At 73.2% G+C, this 18,207-nt stretch carries 14 protein-coding genes; 9 read left to right on the forward strand and 5 right to left on the reverse strand.

The genetic code is table 11. The features are described 5' to 3' along the window. Nucleotides 1–11: 11 nt before the first annotated feature. Nucleotides 12–1,613, reverse strand: coding sequence for a PucR family transcriptional regulator ligand-binding domain-containing protein (locus tag ABZW11_RS42990; protein WP_355431191.1), 1,602 nt, complete (start codon nt 1,611–1,613; stop codon nt 12–14). A 130-nt stretch (nt 1,614–1,743) separates the two neighbouring features. On the opposite strand from ABZW11_RS42990, the gene ABZW11_RS42995 reads away from it, so the two are divergent. The 8 genes from ABZW11_RS42995 (at nt 1,744) to ABZW11_RS43030 (ending at nt 11,845) form a co-directional block, all read left to right on the forward strand. Further along, on the forward strand, nt 1,744–2,598 hold the full coding sequence (locus ABZW11_RS42995) for a DUF2877 domain-containing protein (protein WP_355431193.1): 855 nt from the start codon (nt 1,744–1,746) through the stop codon (nt 2,596–2,598). Then, nucleotides 2,595–3,938 (forward strand): FdrA family protein, encoded by a 1,344-nt coding sequence (locus tag ABZW11_RS43000; RefSeq protein ID WP_355431195.1) that lies wholly within the window; start codon nt 2,595–2,597, stop codon nt 3,936–3,938. Before ABZW11_RS42995 ends, ABZW11_RS43000 begins: the two co-directional genes overlap by 4 nt. Nucleotides 3,939–3,993: 55 nt before the next feature. Next, nucleotides 3,994–5,394 (forward strand): DUF1116 domain-containing protein, encoded by a 1,401-nt coding sequence (locus ABZW11_RS43005; protein WP_355431198.1) that lies wholly within the window; start codon nt 3,994–3,996, stop codon nt 5,392–5,394. 256 nt (nt 5,395–5,650) lie between these two features. After that, the gene (locus ABZW11_RS43010) at nt 5,651–7,750 is read left to right on the forward strand and encodes a protein kinase (RefSeq protein WP_355431201.1); all 2,100 of its coding nucleotides are present in this window, start codon (nt 5,651–5,653) and stop codon (nt 7,748–7,750) included. Between the two features lie 40 nt (nt 7,751–7,790). Beyond that, complete coding sequence (locus ABZW11_RS43015; protein ID WP_355431204.1) at nt 7,791–8,363, forward strand: TetR/AcrR family transcriptional regulator; 573 nt, start codon at nt 7,791–7,793, stop codon at nt 8,361–8,363. Between the two features lie 53 nt (nt 8,364–8,416). Beyond that, nucleotides 8,417–9,613 (forward strand): Cmx/CmrA family chloramphenicol efflux MFS transporter, encoded by a 1,197-nt coding sequence (locus tag ABZW11_RS43020; RefSeq protein WP_355431207.1) that lies wholly within the window; start codon nt 8,417–8,419, stop codon nt 9,611–9,613. After that, nucleotides 9,610–10,428 (forward strand): MOSC N-terminal beta barrel domain-containing protein, encoded by an 819-nt coding sequence (locus ABZW11_RS43025; RefSeq protein WP_355431210.1) that lies wholly within the window; start codon nt 9,610–9,612, stop codon nt 10,426–10,428. The genes ABZW11_RS43020 and ABZW11_RS43025 overlap by 4 nt, the downstream gene beginning before the upstream one ends. 133 nt (nt 10,429–10,561) lie before the next feature. Then, nucleotides 10,562–11,845, forward strand: a complete 1,284-nt coding sequence (locus ABZW11_RS43030) for an MFS transporter (protein WP_355431213.1) — start codon at nt 10,562–10,564, stop codon at nt 11,843–11,845. Here ABZW11_RS43030 and ABZW11_RS43035 read toward each other — a convergent pair. The 3 genes from ABZW11_RS43035 to ABZW11_RS43045 form a co-directional block, all read right to left on the reverse strand. Next, nucleotides 11,802–13,256, reverse strand: a complete 1,455-nt coding sequence (locus ABZW11_RS43035) for a serine hydrolase domain-containing protein (RefSeq protein ID WP_355431215.1) — start codon at nt 13,254–13,256, stop codon at nt 11,802–11,804. The two genes, ABZW11_RS43030 and ABZW11_RS43035, sit on opposite strands and share 44 nt — an antisense overlap. A 78-nt stretch (nt 13,257–13,334) precedes the next feature. Then, nucleotides 13,335–14,903 carry a bifunctional 3'-5' exonuclease/DNA polymerase gene (locus tag ABZW11_RS43040; RefSeq protein ID WP_355431217.1) on the reverse strand — a complete coding sequence of 523 codons (1,569 nt, stop codon included), beginning with the start codon at nt 14,901–14,903 and terminating at the stop codon, nt 13,335–13,337. Nucleotides 14,904–14,933: 30 nt separating this feature from the next. Next, nucleotides 14,934–16,439 carry a metallophosphoesterase gene (locus tag ABZW11_RS43045; RefSeq protein WP_355431220.1) on the reverse strand — a complete coding sequence of 502 codons (1,506 nt, stop codon included), beginning with the start codon at nt 16,437–16,439 and terminating at the stop codon, nt 14,934–14,936. A gap of 179 nt (nt 16,440–16,618) precedes the next feature. Between ABZW11_RS43045 and ABZW11_RS43050 the strand changes: the two genes are divergently transcribed. After that, nucleotides 16,619–16,987 (forward strand): hypothetical protein, encoded by a 369-nt coding sequence (locus tag ABZW11_RS43050; RefSeq protein WP_355431223.1) that lies wholly within the window; start codon nt 16,619–16,621, stop codon nt 16,985–16,987. A gap of 16 nt (nt 16,988–17,003) precedes the next feature. On the opposite strand, the gene ABZW11_RS43055 is transcribed toward ABZW11_RS43050, so the two are convergent. Continuing rightward, on the reverse strand, nt 17,004–18,207 hold a 1,204-nt coding region (locus tag ABZW11_RS43055; RefSeq protein WP_355431226.1), incomplete at its 5' end, for an FAD-binding oxidoreductase.

The raw sequence follows: 18,207 nt of genomic DNA on the forward strand, positions 1-18,207 counted from the left end.
TTAGATGCAGCTCAGATGCCGCGCATGCGCAGCACGTGCAGCGCCAGGGTGAGGTTGAGCCGCAGGTGGGGGTCGTCGGTGAAGTTGCCCAGCAGGCGTTCGAGCTTGCCGATGCGATAGCGCAGCGTGTTGTAGTGGAAGTGCAGCCGGCGCGCGGTCTCGGCGACGTTGAGGTTGGTCTCCAGGAGCACCTGGAGGGTGCGGCGCAGGTCGGCGTTCTCGGCGTCGTCGTCGGAGGCGAGCGGGCCGAGCGTCTCGCGGACGAACGCGTGCAGCTCGTCGGTGTCGTTGACCAGCGACAGCAGCCGGTAGACGCCGAGCTGGTCGAAGTGCGCGACCGCGCCGGGCCCGTGGAGCTGGCGTCCGACGCGGGCCGCCTTCAGCGCCTGCGAGTACGCCTCGGGCAGCGTCTCCGCCCCGGGGCTCGGCCGGGAGGTGCCGGTGGAGAAGGTGGCGGGCGGCACGTCGGCGAAGGCGGAGGCGGCGTCCTTGGCGACTCGGGCGGCGTCGAGCGAGGCGTCCACCACGGCCACGACCTCGTGGGAGAACCCGGCGACCGCGCCCTGCGGGTCGTGCCGCCTGATGGCGGCGGTCCAGCAGGCGACGAGCCGGTCCTGGGCGCTGCGCTCGTCGCCGTCGGGATCGAGCTCGGCGACGAGCACGGTGACGGGCCTGGCGAGGTTCCAGCCGAAGGCGCGCGCCCTTGAGGTGACCCGCTCGGCGGTGCCGGCCCGCCCGGTGAGCACGTCGCGCAGGAAGTCGGCGCGGTATTTGCTCTCGACGGCGTTGACCGCCTCCTGCCGGGTGACGACGAGCGCGGCGACGGTGGCGGCGCGTTCGAGTATGCCGACGTCGCTGTCCCTGATCGCGCCCGACGGGCTGTAGGCCACGATGCGGCCGTGGTGGTGCCCGCCGGCCAGCACGGGCACGGCCGCGAACGAGCGCGCCGAGCCGGGCGAAGGTGCGGCGGGCGGGCCCTCGTGGGCGATCGACTCGCGCAGGACGGCCACATGCTCGGCCGGCCCGGCCGTGGCGAGGACGCGGCCCGTGCCGTCGACGGCCGCCACCGACACGTCGAGCAGCTGGGCCACCTCGGCGGTGACCTCGTTGAGGCCGCCCCCGGCCAGCACGACCTGGACGAGCGCCCGGTGCGCCTCCTCGGCGCGGGCGAGCACGGCGGCCTGCCGGTTGAGTATGTCGGTCAGCACCTGGTTGAGAATGTCGTCGAAGCCGACGTCGTCGGGCAGCAGGATGAGCGGGAAGCCGAGCCGGTCGGCCTGCTCGACCATCTCGTCGGGCAGCTCGTCGACGTAGCGGCCGAGCTTGATGGCCAGCGCGGCAAGCCCGCGCTCGTCGAGGTCGGCGACCAGCCGGCCGAGCGACTGGGGCGTGTTGCGCAGCGGGTAGCCGGTGGTCAGCAGCAGCTCGTGCGGTTTGACCCAGGCGAGGATGTCGGGCACTTCCATCACGTTGAGCCGCTGCACGATGCGGCCGAGCCCGCTCTCCCCCGCGATCAGCCGCGCGCCGGCGAGGGTGGACACGCCGAGCACCTCTCCGACGGACACGCCGTGGATGATCGTGCCGGTGCTGGCGAGACGGACGGGGGGCTCCATGAAGAGATTGTGACCCCGGGGACCGTCTGTCAGGAAGAGCCAACCATCGCGCTGACTGTTGGCAAATTTACCCGTACGGAGGGTTCATCGGCCGTTCTACGGTCAGGTCCAAGGTCGGTTGGGAGGTCCGGTGACCGTCAGTACTCATGCGCGGCGTACCCGCGTGCACGTCACGGGTGCGGCCAGCACGGCGGTGCGCGCGGTGCTGGAGACACAGCGGCGTCCCGCGCGGGTGCTCGCGGCGTTCCCTCAGGGCATGTATCTGGAGGTCAGGACCGAGGTGGAGCCCTCCGTGATCGCGGTGATCACGGGCGAGGCCACCCGGCTCCCGAACTCCGTGCTGCTGGCCGCCCCGCTGCCGCACCTCACGGTGGGTGACGACGCGGCGGTGGGTGACCGGGCGATCGAGCTGGGCCCGCTGAGCCTGACCGTACGCCGGTGGTGGGATCCCGCGCCGCCGCTCGGCGCGGTGGACAGGGACCTGCTGGCGCGGACCGTGGACGAGCTGACCGAGCCGCCCGGCGCGGGGTTGACCGGCGACGCCTCGGTGGAACTGCTCGCGGACAGTTGCGCGAAGGGGTGGCTGCTGGGCGCGGTGACGGCGGCCGAGCGGCTGGTCGGGCTGGGCCCGGGGCTGACGCCCAGCGGGGACGACGTGCTGGCGGGGCTGCTGGTGGCGCTGCGGCAGCTCGGCAGGGCCGCCGGCGCCGGGCGGGCCGTGTGGCTGGCCGACTGGCTGGCGGCGACCGTGACGTACGACGCCCGCACCCGTACGACTCCGATCTCCGCGACCCTCCTGCACTGCGCGGCCAAGGGCGAGGCCAGCCCCGAAGTGCTCGGCGTGCTGCGCGGCCTGGCCGGGCGCCAGGCGCTGGCACCGGCGCTGCGCCGCCTGCACCGGCTCGGCCACACCTCGGGCAGCGACCTCGCCCAGGGCGTCGCGATCGGCGCGCGTACCGTCCTGTCGCTGGGGGCGGCCGGATGAGCGAGCCGCTGGTGCTGGCGCGGCGGGGGGCGTACCACGACTCGGTGACGCTCATGCGGGTCAGCCGGGCGCTGTCGGAGCTGCCCGGCGTGACGGCCGCGATGGTCGCGATGGGCACCGACCTCAACGTCTCGATCCTGCGCGACATGGGCTTCGACGTGCCGGCGGCGGGGCCGTCCGACCTGCTGATCGCGGTACGCGCCGAGGACGCGGACGCGGCCGTGGCGGAGGCCGGGCGGCTGCTCGCGAGCACGCACAGGGCCGGGCCCTCGGCGGCGGAGCAGCCGCCGCTGACCACCCGTTCTGCCGCCGCCCGCGACGCGGCCAACCTGGTGCTGGTCTCGACGCCCGGCGAGTACGCCTTCTTCGAGGCCCTGGACGCCGTCGAGGCCGGCCTGCCCGTCATGATCTTCAGCGACGGCGTCACGGTCGCGCAGGAGCGGCGGCTGAAGGAGCTGGCCGAGGCGAAGGACGTGCTGGTCATGGGCCCCGACTGCGGCACCGCCGCGATCGGTGGCGCCGGGCTCGGCTTCGCGAACGTGCTGTCGCCCGGCCCCGTCGGCGTGGTGGCCGCGTCGGGCACAGGGGCGCAGCAGGTGACGTCGCTGCTCGACTGGGCGGGCGTGGGGGTCAGCCACGTGCTCGGGGTGGGCGGGAGGGACCTGTCGGCCGAGGTGGGCGGCCTGTCCACGCGGCGCGCCCTGCGCATGCTGGACGATGACCCGGCCACCGAGCTGATCGTGCTGGTCTCCAAGCCGCCGTCCCCCGGGGTGGCGCGCGAGGTGGCGGCGGAACGCCTGCGCACCCCTGTGGTGCACGCCCTGGTCGGCACGTCCGACGGCGATCTGACCACGGCGGCCGAGCAGGTGGTGCGGGTGCTCGGAAGGGCCGTCCCCGAGTGGCCGTCCTGGCCGGCCGCGCCTGGCTCGCGTCCGGCCGCCAAGACGCTCAAGGGCCTGTACGCCGGCGGCACGCTGTGCGCCGAGTCCGCCCTGCTGGCCGGTTCAGGCGACTTCGTGGACTTCGGCGACGACGCCTACACCAGGGGCCGCGCCCACCCGATGATCGACCCGACCCTGCGCGTCGAGGCCCTGTCCCGGGCCGTGGAGACGGACGTGGTGCTCATGGACGTCGTGCTCGGCCACGGCGCCGACCCCGACCCGGCCGCCGCCCTCGCTCCCGCGATCGCCCGTACGCCGGCCACGGTGGTGATCGCCCTGGTCGGCACCGAGGGTGACCCGCAGGACCTGCACCGGCAAGCCGCCGCGTGCCGCGAGGCGGGCGCGTCGGTCTTCGTCTCCAACGCCCAGGCCGCCCGCCACGCCAGGAGCCTGATGTGACCACGCAGGAGCTCGCTCCGATCGCCCAGGCCGTCCGCCCTGCCAGGAGTCTGCCGTGACCGCTCAGTCCGCGACCGTGCCCGGCCTGCTCGACGGGCCGCCCCGCGTGATCACCGTCGGGGCCGGGCTGCTCGACGAGGCGCTGCGGGAGCAGGCCGTGGCGACGGTCCCGGTCGCCTGGCGCCCGCCGCTGCCCGGCACCGAGCAGGCGCTGGCGCGGGTGCTGGCCGATCCGCGCAGGCAGGAGGCCAACGCGGTGGCGGTCGGCCGGCTGACGGCGGCCAGGCCGCACCTGGTGGGCGTGCGGCGGGCCTCGGAGATCCTCGAACCCGGCGTGTTCCTGCACGCGGGCCCGCCCATCACGTGGGAGCGTGCGTCGGGCCCGATGCGCGGCGCGCTGATCGGCGCGATGCTGCTGGAGAGCCTGGCCGCCGACGAGGAGGACGCCGCCGACCGGCTGGCGGCGGGCGCGGTCGAGCTGCGCCCCTGCCACGAGCACGGCGCGGTGGGCCCGATGGCGGGCGTGGTGAGCCCGTCGATGTGGTTGTTCGAGGTGCACGACGCCGAGCACGGCGGCACCGCGTACTGCTCGCTGAACGAGGGCCTGGGCAAGGTGCTGCGGTACGGCGCGTACGGGCCCGAGGTGCTCGACCGGCTGCGCTGGATGGACCAGGTGCTCGGCCCCGCGCTGGCGGGGGCGCTGGAGCGTACGGGGCCGATCGACCTGCGCGCGCTGATCGCGCAGGCCCTGCAGATGGGCGACGAGCTGCACAACCGCAACCGCGCGGCCACCTCGCTGCTGCTGCGCGAGCTGGCTCCCGCGATCGTGGAGGCGGCGCCGGGCGACGCGGCGCAGGTGCTGCGCTTCATCAACGGCAACGACCACTTCTTCCTGAACGCGGGCATGGCCGCGGCCAAGGTGAGCACCGACGCGGCCCGCGACGTGCCGGGCTCGTCTGTGGTGGTGGCGATGGCGCGCAACGGCACCGACTTCGGGGTGCAGGTGTCGGGGCTGGGCGGGCGCTGGTTCACCGGGCCCGCCGGGGTGCCGCACGGGCTTTATCTGGGCGCGTACGGACCGGACGACGCGAACCCTGACATCGGCGATTCGACGATCACGGAGACGTCGGGGCTCGGCGGTTTCGCGATGGCGGCGGCGCCGGCGATCGTGCGGTTCGTGGGCGGCGAGGTGGCGGACGCGGTGAAGGCCACCCGATCGATGTACGAGATCACGCTGGCCGAGCATCCCGCCTACCAGATTCCCGGCCTCGGCTTCCGCGGCACGCCGGTGGGGATCGACGTGGCGCTGGTGGCGCGGACGGGGCTGCTGCCGGTGGTCAACACGGGGATCGCGGGCCGGGTCGCGGGCACGGGTCAGGTGGGTGCCGGCCTGGTGGAGCCGCCGGTGGAGGCGTTCACGAGCGCCCTCCAAGCACTGTCCGTTTTGGGTAAGTGATCCATTTTAATTCCGATATTTCTGCACGTCAGGATTGTTGTCAGTCAATGTCACCTTCCCTTGTGCATTCCCCGCCGATATCGTGACGATCCTCCATAATCTGCAAGTAGCGTGAGAACGCACGTGACGGATGAGGCGAGATGGGGGCGGGAACATGGCAGCCGACCGCTTGCTCAGCGGACCCGGCCCAGAGGGGGGTGCCGCGGGAGGCGCTTCGCAGAGCCAGGGGCGCCTGATCGGCAGACGCTACCGGCTGATGTCGCCCGTGGGCAGGGGCGGCATGGGCATGGTGTGGCACGCGCACGACGTGCTGCTCGACCGTGACGTGGCGGTCAAGGAGCTGATCCTGCCGTACGGGCTGGACGACGCGGGCAAGCAGGTGGCGCACCGGCGCATGCTGCGCGAGGCCAGGTCGGCCGCGCGGCTGACGCACCCGGGCATCGTCACCGTGCACGACGTGGTCGAGGAGGACGGCCGGCCCTGGATCGTGATGGAGCTGGTCCGCGCGTGGTCGCTGGAGCAGGCCGTACGCCAGAGCGGCCCGCTGCCGGTGGTCCAGGCGGCCGAGATCGGCATCCGCGTGCTCGACGCGCTCAGGCACGCGCACGCCCACGGCATCCTGCACCGCGACATCAAGCCCGGCAACGTGCTGCTGACCTCGGACCGGGTGGTGCTGACCGACTTCGGCATCGCCGCCATAGAGGGCGACGTGACGATCACGCAGACCGGGCTGCTCATGGGCTCGCCGGCGTACATCCCGCCCGAGCGCCTGTCCGGCCAGCCGATCGGGCAGGCCGCCGACCTGTGGTCGTTCGGCGCCACCCTGTACGCCGCCGTCGAGGGGCGGCCCCCGTACGAGGGGCCCGACGCGGTGGCGGTGCTCGGCTCCGTGCTGACCCAGGAGCCGATCAGGCCGCAGCGGGCCGGCTCGCTGCTGCCGGTGATCGAGGGCCTGCTGCACAAGAACCCGAACGAGCGGCTGACCTCCGAGCAGGTCATGGAGATGCTGGAGGCGGTGCTGCGGGCGCACGGCGCGCCCAGGCCGCGCACGCCCGAGACGCTGCCGAGCCCGACCGACTCGACGCCGGCGAACCTGCTGCCGCCGCTGGAGCCGCCGTCGGGGCCGATGCCGTCGCGCATCGTGGAGACGCCGTCGGGGCCGGTACGGGTGCCGTACGACCCGATCACGAGCCCGTCGGGTGGCCATTCGATGCCGTACGAGGGCATGTCGAGCCCTTCGGGCAGCCACCGCACCGACCAGCTGCCCCCGCTCCCCCGCGCCGACGAACCGGCCGGCGGCGCCTCTGGCCCGTACGGCTCCCTGGCGAGCACCTCGGGCCCGTACGACTCCCTGGCCGGTTCGCCCGGCCCTTATGAGTCCGGCTCTTATGACTCTTTCGCGAGCTCGTCCGGCCCCTACGACTCCCTCGCGAGTTCGTCGAACCCGTACGACGCGCTGCGCGGCTCGTCCGGCCCGCAGCCGCCCTTCGGCGCGCCGCCTCCCGGCCGCGGCATCGACGACGACCTGGACACCGGCACGGGCCCCAGGCCGCAGCCGATCCTCCCCCTCACCACCGGCAGCCGCACCTCGGCCGCCACCCCGTGGCCGCTGGCCACCCCCGACGACCTGCGCGAGCAGTCGCGCAGCCTGTCCAGGGACGTCGGCAGGGGCAGCCTGACCTCGCTGCCTCCGGCGGGGCCGCGTACCGGGAAGAGCCGGCGCAGGCACGAGGAGGACGAGGGGCCGTGGGTGCGCGGCGGCCGCCCGACGCCACTGACGATCGTCGGCGCGCTGGTGGCGGTGGCCGTCGTGGCGGGCGCCGTGGTGCTCATCCTGACCAGCGGCTCAGGCGAGACGCCGCCGGCCGCCGCGCCGTCACCGGCGAGCGCCTCGGCCGAGCAGGCGAGCGAGCCTTCTCCGGTGCCGAGCGGGTTCGAGGAGCACACGGGGCCCGGGTTCACCGCCGCGTTGCCGAAGGGCTGGAAGCTGGCGGTCGCGGGCGACGTGGCGACGTTCAACGGGCCGAAGGACTCGAACATGCGGATCGTGGTCGAGAAGGCCGCCCCGCAGGACGACGGCGGGCTGGCCGAACTGGGCGAGCAGGAGGCCCAGGGCGGCAGGGAGAACTACATCCAGGTACGGCTGCAGGCCGTGAAGTACCGGGGCACGCAGGCGGCCGACTGGGAGTACACCTACACCACCCCCAACGGCATCCCCATGCACGCGCTGACCAGGTACGCCGCGCTCGGCGGCACGTCCGCGTACAAGATCGTCTTCGACCTGCCCGACCTGCGGTGGGACGACCAGGCGGAGACGAGGAAGGCGTTCCTGGACACGTTCCAGCCGAACGCCTGACGTATTGCATCGGTCGTTCCAAAACGGTAGCGTGCCGGTCATGGCACGGCCGAGGAAGTTCGAGGAGGACAGGGCGGTCGAGGCGGCCATGCGCGCGTTCTGGGACGCGGGCTACGAGGCCACCTCGACGCAGGACCTGTGCGCCGCGACCGGCCTCGGCCGCAGCAGCATCTACAACACGTTCGTGAGCAAGCACGACCTGTTCGAGCGGGCGCTGCGCCACTACATGGACGTGCACAACCGCTCGCTCGCCGAGCTGATGGACGCCGACCTGCCCATCAAGGAGAAGGTCAGGACCGTCCTGTGGTGGGCGGTCGAGCCCGATCCTGAAGAACCGGCCGGCTGCATGGTGGTCAACACCAGCATCGAGCTGGCGCCCCACGACTCCGCGATCGCCGAGGTGCTCCGCCGCGACGAGGCGAAACGCATCGAGCTGCTGAGGACCGGCATCGAGGCCGCGCGCACCCGGGGCGAACTCGGCCCGGAGCACGACCCGCTGGCCCTGGCCAGGTTCGTCGCCGCCACGGTCAACGGCCTGCGGGTGACCGAGCGGGGCGGCGCGGACCGGGCGGCGCTCGAGTCGATCGCGAACGTCGCGCTGACCGTCTTCTGATTCTCTTCATGCCCGAATTTTGTACTGATCAATCTAAAACAAGGAGGCCCGCCATGCCCTTGGCGGTCTACATCCTCGGCCTGTCGATCTTCGCGCAGGGCACGTCGGAGCTGATGCTGGCCGGGCTGCTGCCCGGCATGGCCGCCGACCTCGGCGTGTCCATCCCCGACGCCGGCCTGCTGATCTCCGCGTTCGCCCTGGGCATGCTGGTGGGCGCGCCCCTGCTGGCCGTCGCGACGATCCGGCTGCCCCGGCGTACGGTGTTGCTGTCATTTTTGGCGATCTTCGCGTTGTCGCACGTGGCGGGCGCGCTGACGGCCGACTACGCCGTGTTGTTCGCCACCCGCGTGGTGGGCGCCTTCGTGTACGCGGGCTTCTGGGCCGTGGCCGCCGCCACCGCGATCGGCCTGGTGCCCGTCAACGCCCGCGCCAAGGCGATGAGCGTGCTCGCGGGCGGGCTCACCGTGGCCACCATCCTCGGCCTGGCCGCCGGCACGGTGATCGGCCAGCACCTGGGCTGGCGGGCGGCGTTCTGGGCGGTCGCCGGGCTGTCGGCGCTGTCGGCGATCGGCGTCCTCGCCACCATCCCCGGCGGCCGTCCCGCGACGGACGGCGCGCCGAGCGTGACCACCGAGCTGCGCGCGATCGCCAGGCCGCGGCTGTGGCTCGCGTACGGCGTCACCGCCCTGACCACGGGCGCGCTGCTCGCCACCTTCAGCTATCTGAGCCCGCTGCTGACCGGCGTCACCGGCCTCGACGAGCCCTGGGTGCCCGCCGTCCTCGCCCTGTACGGCGCCGGCTCCCTCATCGGCATCACCATCGGCGGCAGGATCGGCGACGCCCGGCCGTTCCCGCTGCTGTTCACCGGCGTCATCGGTCTCGTGCTGACCTCGGCCGCCCTCGCCCTGTCGGCCGAGGTCGCCGTGCTGGCCATCCCGCTGATCTTCCTGCTCGGCGCGTTCGGCTTCGGCACCAACCCGGCGCTGAACGCCCGCCCCTTCGCCCTCGCCAAGAACGCCCCCACGCTGGCCGCCGCCTTCAACGTGGCCGCCTTCAACATCGGCATCACGGTCGGCCCCTGGGTGGGCGGCCTGGTGATCGGCGCCGGCCTCGGCTACGCCTCCGTGGCCTGGACCGGCGCCGCGATCGGGGTCGTCGCGCTGGCCGCGGCGGCGCTGTCGGCGGGCCTGGAGCGCGGCGGACATCCCCTTCGGAAAACCCCCGAAGTGGAGATACGGTCTGCCGTATGAAGCTGGCGAGCATCTCGTACTACCCGGTCAAATCCACCACGGGCCATGAGGTGAGCGAGGCCGACGTGCTGCCCTGGGGGCTGGCCGGCGACCGCCGCTACCTCGTGGCCGACGAGCAGAGCCGCACCTTGACCGCCCGCGTCGAGCCGCGGCTGCTGGCCGTCGTCCCCATGCTCGACGGCGACACGCTGACGCTGACCGGCCCGCACGCCGAGCCGCTGCGGGTGGCCCCCTCCGCCCGGCTGTCCCCCGTCACCTTGTGGGGCAGCGAGATCGAGCTCGCCGACTGCGGCGACGCCGCCGCCGCGTGGCTGACCTCGCTGGTGGGGCGGCCGGTGCGGCTGAAGTGGCTGGACGACCCCAGGCGGCGGCCCGTCGATCCCGCGTACGGGCGGCCTGACGACCGGGTCAGCCTGGCCGACGGCTACCCGCTGCTGCTGACCTCGGCGGCCTCGCTCGCCCGGCTCAACGACTGGATCGCCGAGGACGCGCTCGAACGCGGCGCCGAGCCGCCCGCGCCGCTGCCCATGCACAGGTTCCGGCCGAACGTGGTGGTCGACGGCGTGCCGTCGGAGCCGTTCGCCGAGGAGGAGTGGAAGCGGCTGCGGATCGGCGAGGTGGAGTTCAGGGTGGCCAAGGGGTGCGCGCGGTGCGTGCTGACGACCATCGACCCCGACACGTACGAGAAGGGCAAGGAGCCCATCAGGACGCTGTCGCGCTACCGCAAGCGCGAGGGGAAGACCTGGTTCGGCGTCAACCTCATCCCCGACGCCCCCGGCCGCATCGCCGTGGGCGACCGCGTCACCATCCTCTGACCCGGCTGCACCCCGTGAGAGGCGCGCTCTCCCATCCCCGACATCCCCGGACCCGATCGCGGCCGGGGATCGGCCCTGTCAAGGCGCACTGTACTCTATGGGGTGTTGTTAGGGGTTATGCGAGACTTCACGGGTGACCAGTGCCCCCACACAGTCCGCCTCGTCCCCTCCTGACCGGATCGCCCGCGTCCAGCGCCGCACGCTCGCGGTGCTGTCCGCGGCGCAGATCGTGGGCGGCGTGGGCGTCGCCGTCGGGCTGGCGCTCAGCTCCGTCGTCGTGGACGAGCTGTCCCACTCGACGGTGATCAGCGGCTTCGCCGGCACGGCCACGGTGCTCGGCGCGGCGCTGCTCGCACTGCCCACCGCCCGCGCGTCGGGCAGCGGCGGGCGGCGGGCCGGCCTGTCGCTGGCGTACGTCGCCGCGCTGACCGGCTGTCTGGTCTCCGTGCTGGCGATCAGTTTGGGCACGTGGCCGCTGCTGCTGGCCGGGCTCGTCCTGGTCGGCGGCGGCAGCGCGGGCAGCCTGGCGGCCCGCTACTCGGCCACCGACCTGTCGCCCCGCGACCGCTCGGCCCGGCACCTGTCGCTGGTCGTGTGGGCCTCCACGATCGGCTCCGTGGCGGGCCCCAACCTCGCCAGGCCCGCCGACCAGATCGGCATGCGGCTCGGGCTGGTGGAGAAGGCGGGGCCCTTCGCGTTCGCGGCGCTGGCCTTCGGCCTGGCGCTGCTCGTCATCCTCGTCCTCCTGCGGCCCGACCCGCTCGCGCTGGCCCGCGAGGTGCACGGCACCCGCGAGGAGAGCAGGGGACGCCGGGGCACGATCCGCACCGCCCTGCACACTCTGCGCACCACCCCGATGGCCCGCCACGCCCTCGTCATGATCGCGGTCAGCCACACGGCCATGGTGTCGGTCATGTCCATGACCCCGGTCAAGCTGCACCACGACGGCTCGAACCTCGACGTCATCGGCCTGGTCATCAGCCTGCACATCGCCGGCATGTACGTGCTGTCGCCGGTCGTCGGCTGGCTGGCCGACAAGGCGGGCAAGCTGCCGGTGCTGGTGCTCGGCATGGGCCTGCTGCTGAGCGCCGCCGCGCTGGCCGGCACCGCGGGGCACCGGGTGTGGCAGGTGACGGCGGCGCTGGTGCTGCTCGGCCTCGGCTGGTCGTGCGGCCTCGTGGCCGGCTCGGCGCTGGTCACCGAGTCGGTGCCGCTGGAGCGGCGGACCGCCGTGCAGGGCCTGTCCGACCTGCTGATGAACGTCTGCGGCGCCACCGGCACCATCATCGCGGGCGCCATCGTCGGCCTGCTCGGCTACGGCGTGCTCGGCCTGGTGGTCGGCATCATGGTCGCGGTGTCCGGTCTCTGGCTGGTCACCGTCTGGCGCCGCTCCACAGACGAGCGGCGATCACGGTGAGCCCCGCCGCGGCGGCGGTCACCAGCCAGATCATGAACGTCGGGTAGAGGTAGGCGAGCTGGACGAACGCGGCGTCGCGCCCCCGGGCCAGATAGCGGTGGACCGGCTCCAGCGTCGCGCACAGCATGAGCGGGGCCAGGTAGGGCACCAGCCGCCACCGCCGCCACCCGGTGCGGCGTGCGGCCCAGCGCCGGGCGCGCACGCTGCCGCGTGCCGCCAGGGCGATGGTCGCCAGGGTCAGCAGCGCGAAGAGCATGTCGGTGAGGAGCGTCGGCCGGCCGCCGGGCACCTGCGGGGTGCCGCCCTCGACGATGGCGACCAGGCCCCTCATGAGGGTCTCCGCGTCGGAGAAGGCCATGCCGGTGTTGGCCATGACGGCGATGCCGTATCCCGAGCCGGGCATCACCACCTGGTAGGCGGTGGAGGTGAACAGGTCTCCCCCGTGTTCGAGCACGGGGGTGCCTCCGTCCGTCGTGCCGAGCTGCCAGCCGAGTGCGTAGTCCCTGTTCGGCTCGGAGCCCGTACGCATCTCCTTGACGCCCTGCGGGGACAGCAGCCCCGGCAGGCCGGCGTTCTGCGCGATCAGCCACCTGGCCATGTCGTCGGCGGTGCTGATGACGCCGCCGGAGCCGTTGCCGAAGGCCGCGGGCTCCGGCAGGGCGACGGCCCTGCCGAGGACGTACAGGTGGCCGCGAGCGGTGCCGGGCAGGTCCCGGTCGGTGTCGATCGTCGTGGTGTGGCGCATGCCGAGGGGCTCGAAGACGTGCGCGGCGAGATGATCCGCGAACGGCCGGCCGCCGACCACTTCCACGAGCCGGGCGGCGACCTGGTAGTTGGTGTTGTGGTAGCTGAAGGCGGTGCCGGGGTCCGCGGCGAGCTTCGCCGTCCTGAGCCGGGCCACCGCGCCTCGCAGGGTGTCCGGCTGGGGCAGGCTCTTCTCGCGGAAGGCCGCGTCGGCCATGCCCGAGGTCTGGTCGAGCAGCATCCGTACGGTGATCCGGCCGGCCCTGGGATCGGCCATCGTGAACTCGGGCAGATAGCGGCGCACCGGCTGGTCGAGGGCCAGCTTGCCCTGCTCGGCCAGCCGCAGGACGGCCAGGGCGGTGAAGGACTTGCTGACCGAGGCCACCGCCATGGGAGTGCCGGCGGTGACGGGCTCGCCCGCGGCGGTCTCCCCGTACCCGGCGGTGTGGACGACCTCGCCCTGCCTGGTGATCGCCACCGCGACGCCAGGCAGGCCGGTGGCCGCGCGGTAACGCTCGACGTAGGCGGAAACCGACGCGGGGACCGACGCTGGAACCGACGCGGGGACCGAGGTGACGGGGGCGAAGGTGACGGGGGCGAAGGTGACGGGGGCGAAGGTGACGGGGGCGAGGGTGAGGCAGATGGCGGCGAGCACGGTTTTGACCACGTGCCGACGCTACGGAGGCCCCTTGTCCCCCACCATGGTGAGAAACCGCCGCGTTCGTTACGGGAAGCCGTAGCCGTGCTATTTGGCGTCGGCGTAGCAGCCGACCGCGACCGTCTCCATCGGGAAGCGCACCGGGGTGTGCCCGAACAGCAGCCGGGTCGCCTCGGCCGCCGCCGCGGCGATCGCCGCCGTCACCTCCTCGGCCTGCTCGGCGGGGCAGTGCACCATCACCTCGTCGTGCTGGAAGAACACCAGCCTGGCCGGCTCGGGCAGCCGCCCGCGCAGCACGGCGAGCAGCGCGAGCGCCCACTCGGCGGCCGTGCCCTGCACCACGAAGTTGCGGGTGAAGCGGCCGCGGTCGCGGGCGGCCCGCACGCCCTCGGGCCCTGACACCAGCTCCTTCCACCGCTCGGACGGCGGCGGGCTGGTGCGGCCCAGCCAGGTGCGTACGGTCCGCCCCTCCTCCCCCGCCTTGGCCGCGTCTTCGACGAACTGGTACGCCTTGGGGAAGCGCTGCCGCAGGACGGCCAGGAGGCGCGAGGCGTCGCCGCTGGTGCCGCCGTACATGGCGGACAGCATCGCGATCTTGGCGTTGGCCCGCTCGCCGCCGAACGACCGCGCGAGCGCGGCGTAGAGATCGATCTCCCCCGCCGCCTCGGCCAGCCGCCCGTCACCGGCCATCGCGGCGAGCACCCGCGGCTCGAGCTGGGCGGCGTCGGCCACGACCAGCACCCACCCGTCGTCGGCCAGCACGGCCTGCCGCATCACCTTCGGGATCTGCAGCGCACCGCCGCCGTTGGTGGCCCACCGCCCCGACACCACCCCGCCGACCACATATTCGGGACGGAACCGCCCGCCGTGCACCCACTGGTCGGCCCACGCCCACCCGTGGGCGCTGTGCAGCCGCGCCAGCTCCTTGTACGCCAGCAGCGGCGCCACGGCGGGATGCTCGATCTGCTTCAGCTCCCACTGCCGGGTCGTCTTCAGCGACACCCCCGCGCCCTTGAACGCCTTGACGATCTGCTGCGCGGAGTCGGGATTGACCGGATGGCCGAACGCCGCCGCCACCTCGTCGGCCAGCGCCTGCAGCTTGGCCGGCCGCATGCCGTGGACGGGACGCGGCCCGAGCAGCTCGGTCAGCAGCGCGTCGTGCACGTCCTTGCGCCACGGCATGCCCTCGTGCGTCATCTCGGCCGCCACCAGCGCCCCCGCCGACTCGGCCGCCACCAGCAGCCGGAAGCGGCCGGGCTCGGGCAGCGCGGCGATGCGGCGCAGCTGGTCGTCGAGCACCTCGGCGACCAGCTCGGCGGAGGGCGGCTCCGGTGCGAACAGCGTGCCCGGCTCGCTGGGCCGCTCGTCGGGCACCGGCAGGCCGTGCAGCCTGGCGTGGGCGGCCCTGGCCGAGCGCGGCTCGCGGTGGCGGCCCTCGTAGGCGAGCAGCAGGCCCTCGGTCAGTGCGAGGTCGTGGCAGCGCGTGACCCGCACGCCCTTCTCGATCAGCGGAGAATACGCCTCACGCGTGTCGGCCCACACCCACCGGGGCGCCTGGCCGGCCTCCAGCTCGCGCACCGCCTCCGCCAGGCCGGCCGGACGGCTCGGCGCGCCGCCGACCGGCAGCACCGTCTCGCCCGCGACCACCACGTACACGTGACCAAGGGTGCCAAACGGCTCCGACAATTACCGCGTCAGGTCGATGCGGACCTCGTCCTCGAGCGGCGGGTTCAGCTCCTGGCCCAGGCAGCCGGTGGCGGCGAAGCAGCGCAGCGTCAGCTCCTGCGGCGTCACCGTTGCGTGCAGGAACTGCTTGAAGAACGGCGGCGTGTCCCAGTCGGACAGCTCCGACAGGTACCGGTGGAACACCCGGTCGACCGGCAGCCGCAGCGGCCACGGCCAGGCGCCGAGCAGCCGCGCCGCCCAGCGCATCCGCAGGGTGATGCGCACCGGCCCGGCCGGCGTCCTGACCGGCTCGTTCTTGATCCGCTCCGTCATGACGCAGGCGGCCTCGGCCGGCGTGAGGCAGAGCCAGCGCATGCGCAGCCGCTTGGCGTAGAGCTGGCTGTAGAACGACAGCGAGTCGCCGCGCAGCGGATAGCACCTGAAGGCGTCCTCGTGCACGCCCTTCACGTCCACCCGCTCGATGGTGTGCGTGGCGTGCATGAACGCGCCGCCGCCGCCCGAGACGACGTACTGGATCACCCGGCCGTCGTCCAGCTCGACCGGGTAGCGCTGGTAGTTGTGCACGTCGCCGCCGATGGCCGCGACGTAGCGGTGCGCCGGGTCGCGCACGATGTCGTCGATCGTGCCGCCCTCCTCCAGCGGCGACGGCTTGTACTCGTTGCCGGTGTAGATGGGCTTGCCGGTCACCAGGATCTTCGGCCGGGGGTCCAGCGAGACGCGGCGCAGCCACGCGGTCTGGTCGCGGTCGATGACGTTCCTGATGCCGGTGTCCACGCCCACGATGAGCAGGCTCTCGCTCTCGATCGCCCAGTAGGGGCCCGGCTGCGCGGCCGGCCCCTTGGCCTGCTGCGACGGCCTGCCGCGTAGCGCGCGCGCCTCGGCCAGGCGGTCCTCGTCGATGGTCTCCGGCTTGCGCCACAGCAGGCCGCGCAGCCCTCGGTCGGGGGTGGGCTTGAGCGGCGGCGCGTCGCAGAAGACCCGCATGAAGCCGCCGAGCCCGTCGTACCAGTCGTGATTGCCGGGGATCGCGTAGATCGGGGCGTCGTACTCCTGGTACGGGCGGAAGAACTTGTCGCCGTACTCGTTGCCCGATCCGGTGGGATAGATCACGTCACTGGCGATGACGGCGAACGCCGTGCCCTCGCCGAGTTTCAGCATGCCGGGAACAACGGCGTACTGGGACGCGTCCCCCTCACCGGTATCGCCCAGTAACAGGAAACTGAAATTTCCCCCGACGGGCGGCTTGATGCGAAATTCCCGATCAATCCCGCGCGCTTCCTGCGCCTTCACCCACCGCTCGCGCACCTGCCCGGAAGGATCACCGAACAACGTCGCCAGCACCTCGTTACGCGAGCGCCACAACGTCACCGGATTGAGCCAGCTGAACCCCTTACGATGGGGCCTGAGCTGCTCGAACGTCCCGATCTGCGCGCACGCCCAGCCCGCGCCCTCCTCCGACACCCGTGACGAAAGCTGCTTTCCCCGCTCAGCCGCTACTTCCACCATGACAACATCTTTACCGCGATCTACCTTTCATGCATCCTGAACGCTCCGTACCGTGAGGAACACAGAAGGTTCGCAATGGTGTAGCCTCCTCCCCCAAGCAAGCGGTTGGGATCGCCCGAGGGGAGGCTCCCATGAGCCGTAACGGCCCGGATGACGCGACCCGAAAAGGCACTTCCGAAGTGGGGGCCATCGAGGGTTTGCTGGCATTGGCCCAGACCCGGCCGCGCTGGAGCAGGAGCGCCGCGCTCAACGGTTTCATGGAGGCGATCGCCCGCAGCAGAGTCCTGGCCGAGCGGGCGCCGCGCGAGCACACCGAGCTGCTGGCCCGCTGCCTGCGCACGACCGCCAAGCACCTGCTCGCGTGGGGCCGGTTCACGGAGGCGCTGCCCCTGGCCCAGGAGGCGGTGGCGGTCAGCCGGTCGATCGGCGGCGGGTCCCTCGTGGTCTGCCTGCACACGCTCGCCTCCGTCCAGGAGGCCCTGCACCGCTACAGCGACGCCGCCGCCGCCCTGGCCGAAGCCGACGCAGTCCCGCCGGACGAGGACTGACTCCTCGGAGCCGGGCTCAGGGGATCAGCACGCCGGGGTTGAGCACGCCCTCCGGATCGACCGACGCCTTCACCGCGCGCAGGATGCCCACCCCGACCGGGCCGATCTCCCGCCCGTAAGCCTCCAGGTGGTCACGCCCGACCCCATGGTGGTGCGTGATCGTGCCGCCGGCCTCGACGACGGCCGCGTTCACCGCCTCCTTGGCCCGCTCCCACTGCGCCACCGGCTCACCGTCCTGCGCGACCACGACGGTGAAGTAGAGGCAGGCGCCGGTCTCGTACACGTGGGAGATGTGGCACAGCACCAGCGGCGAGCCGAGCGCGCCGAGCAAGGCGAGCCTGACGGCGTCGTAGAGGCGCGGCAGGTTCGCCCAGAAGCCGGCCGTCTCCAGCGTCTCGACGGTGGCGCCGGCCGCGAGCAGCGAGTCGCGCAGGTACGGCGCCGAGAACCGCCCGTGCTCCCACGCCTGCCCCGGCCCTTCGCCCAGGGGCTCGCCGCCGAGCCGCGCGAGCACGGCGGACGCCTCCGTCCGGCGCGGCTCCACGCGGGCGCCCTCGTACCCGGTGATCATCAGGCAGCCGCCGGGGCCACCGGATCCGATGGCGCCGGGGTCGGCCAGGCCGATCATCGTCTCGGTCTCGTCCGACAGCCGCAGCACGGCCGGCAGCGGCCCCTCCTGGGCCAGCGCCCGCGCGGCGGCCGACCCGGCCGCGAACGTCGGGAAGCGCCACCCCTCGTAGCGCCGCTCCGCGGGCGCGCGGCGCACCCGCAGCCGCAGTGCGGTGATGACGCCGAACGCGCCCTCCGACCCGAGCACGAGCTGGCGCAGGTCGGGCCCGGCCGCCGACTTGGGAGCGCGGCCGAGTTCGAGGTCGCCGGCGGGCGTGGCCAGGGTCAGGCCGGCCACCATGTCGTCGAAGCGGCCGTACCCGGCGGAGGCCTGGCCGCTGGAGCGGGCCGCGGCGAAGCCGCCGAGCGTGGCGTACTCGAAGGACTGGGGGAAGTGCCCGAGCGTCAGCCCGTGCGCGGCGAGCAGCCGCTCGGCGTCGGGCGCGCGCACGCCGGGCTCGAACTCGGCGATCATCGACTCGGTGTCCACCGAGCGCAGCCGGTCGAGCCGCCGCAGGTCGAGCGCCACGACGCCGGCGAAGCGGGCCCGGCCGTGGGCGCCGCCGGCCAGGGCGTCCCCGGCGACGACGGTGGTGCCGCCGCGGTAGGGC

The sequence above is a fragment of the Nonomuraea sp. NPDC004580 genome (assembly GCF_040609855.1).
Classification (GTDB): domain Bacteria; phylum Actinomycetota; class Actinomycetes; order Streptosporangiales; family Streptosporangiaceae; genus Nonomuraea; species Nonomuraea salmonea.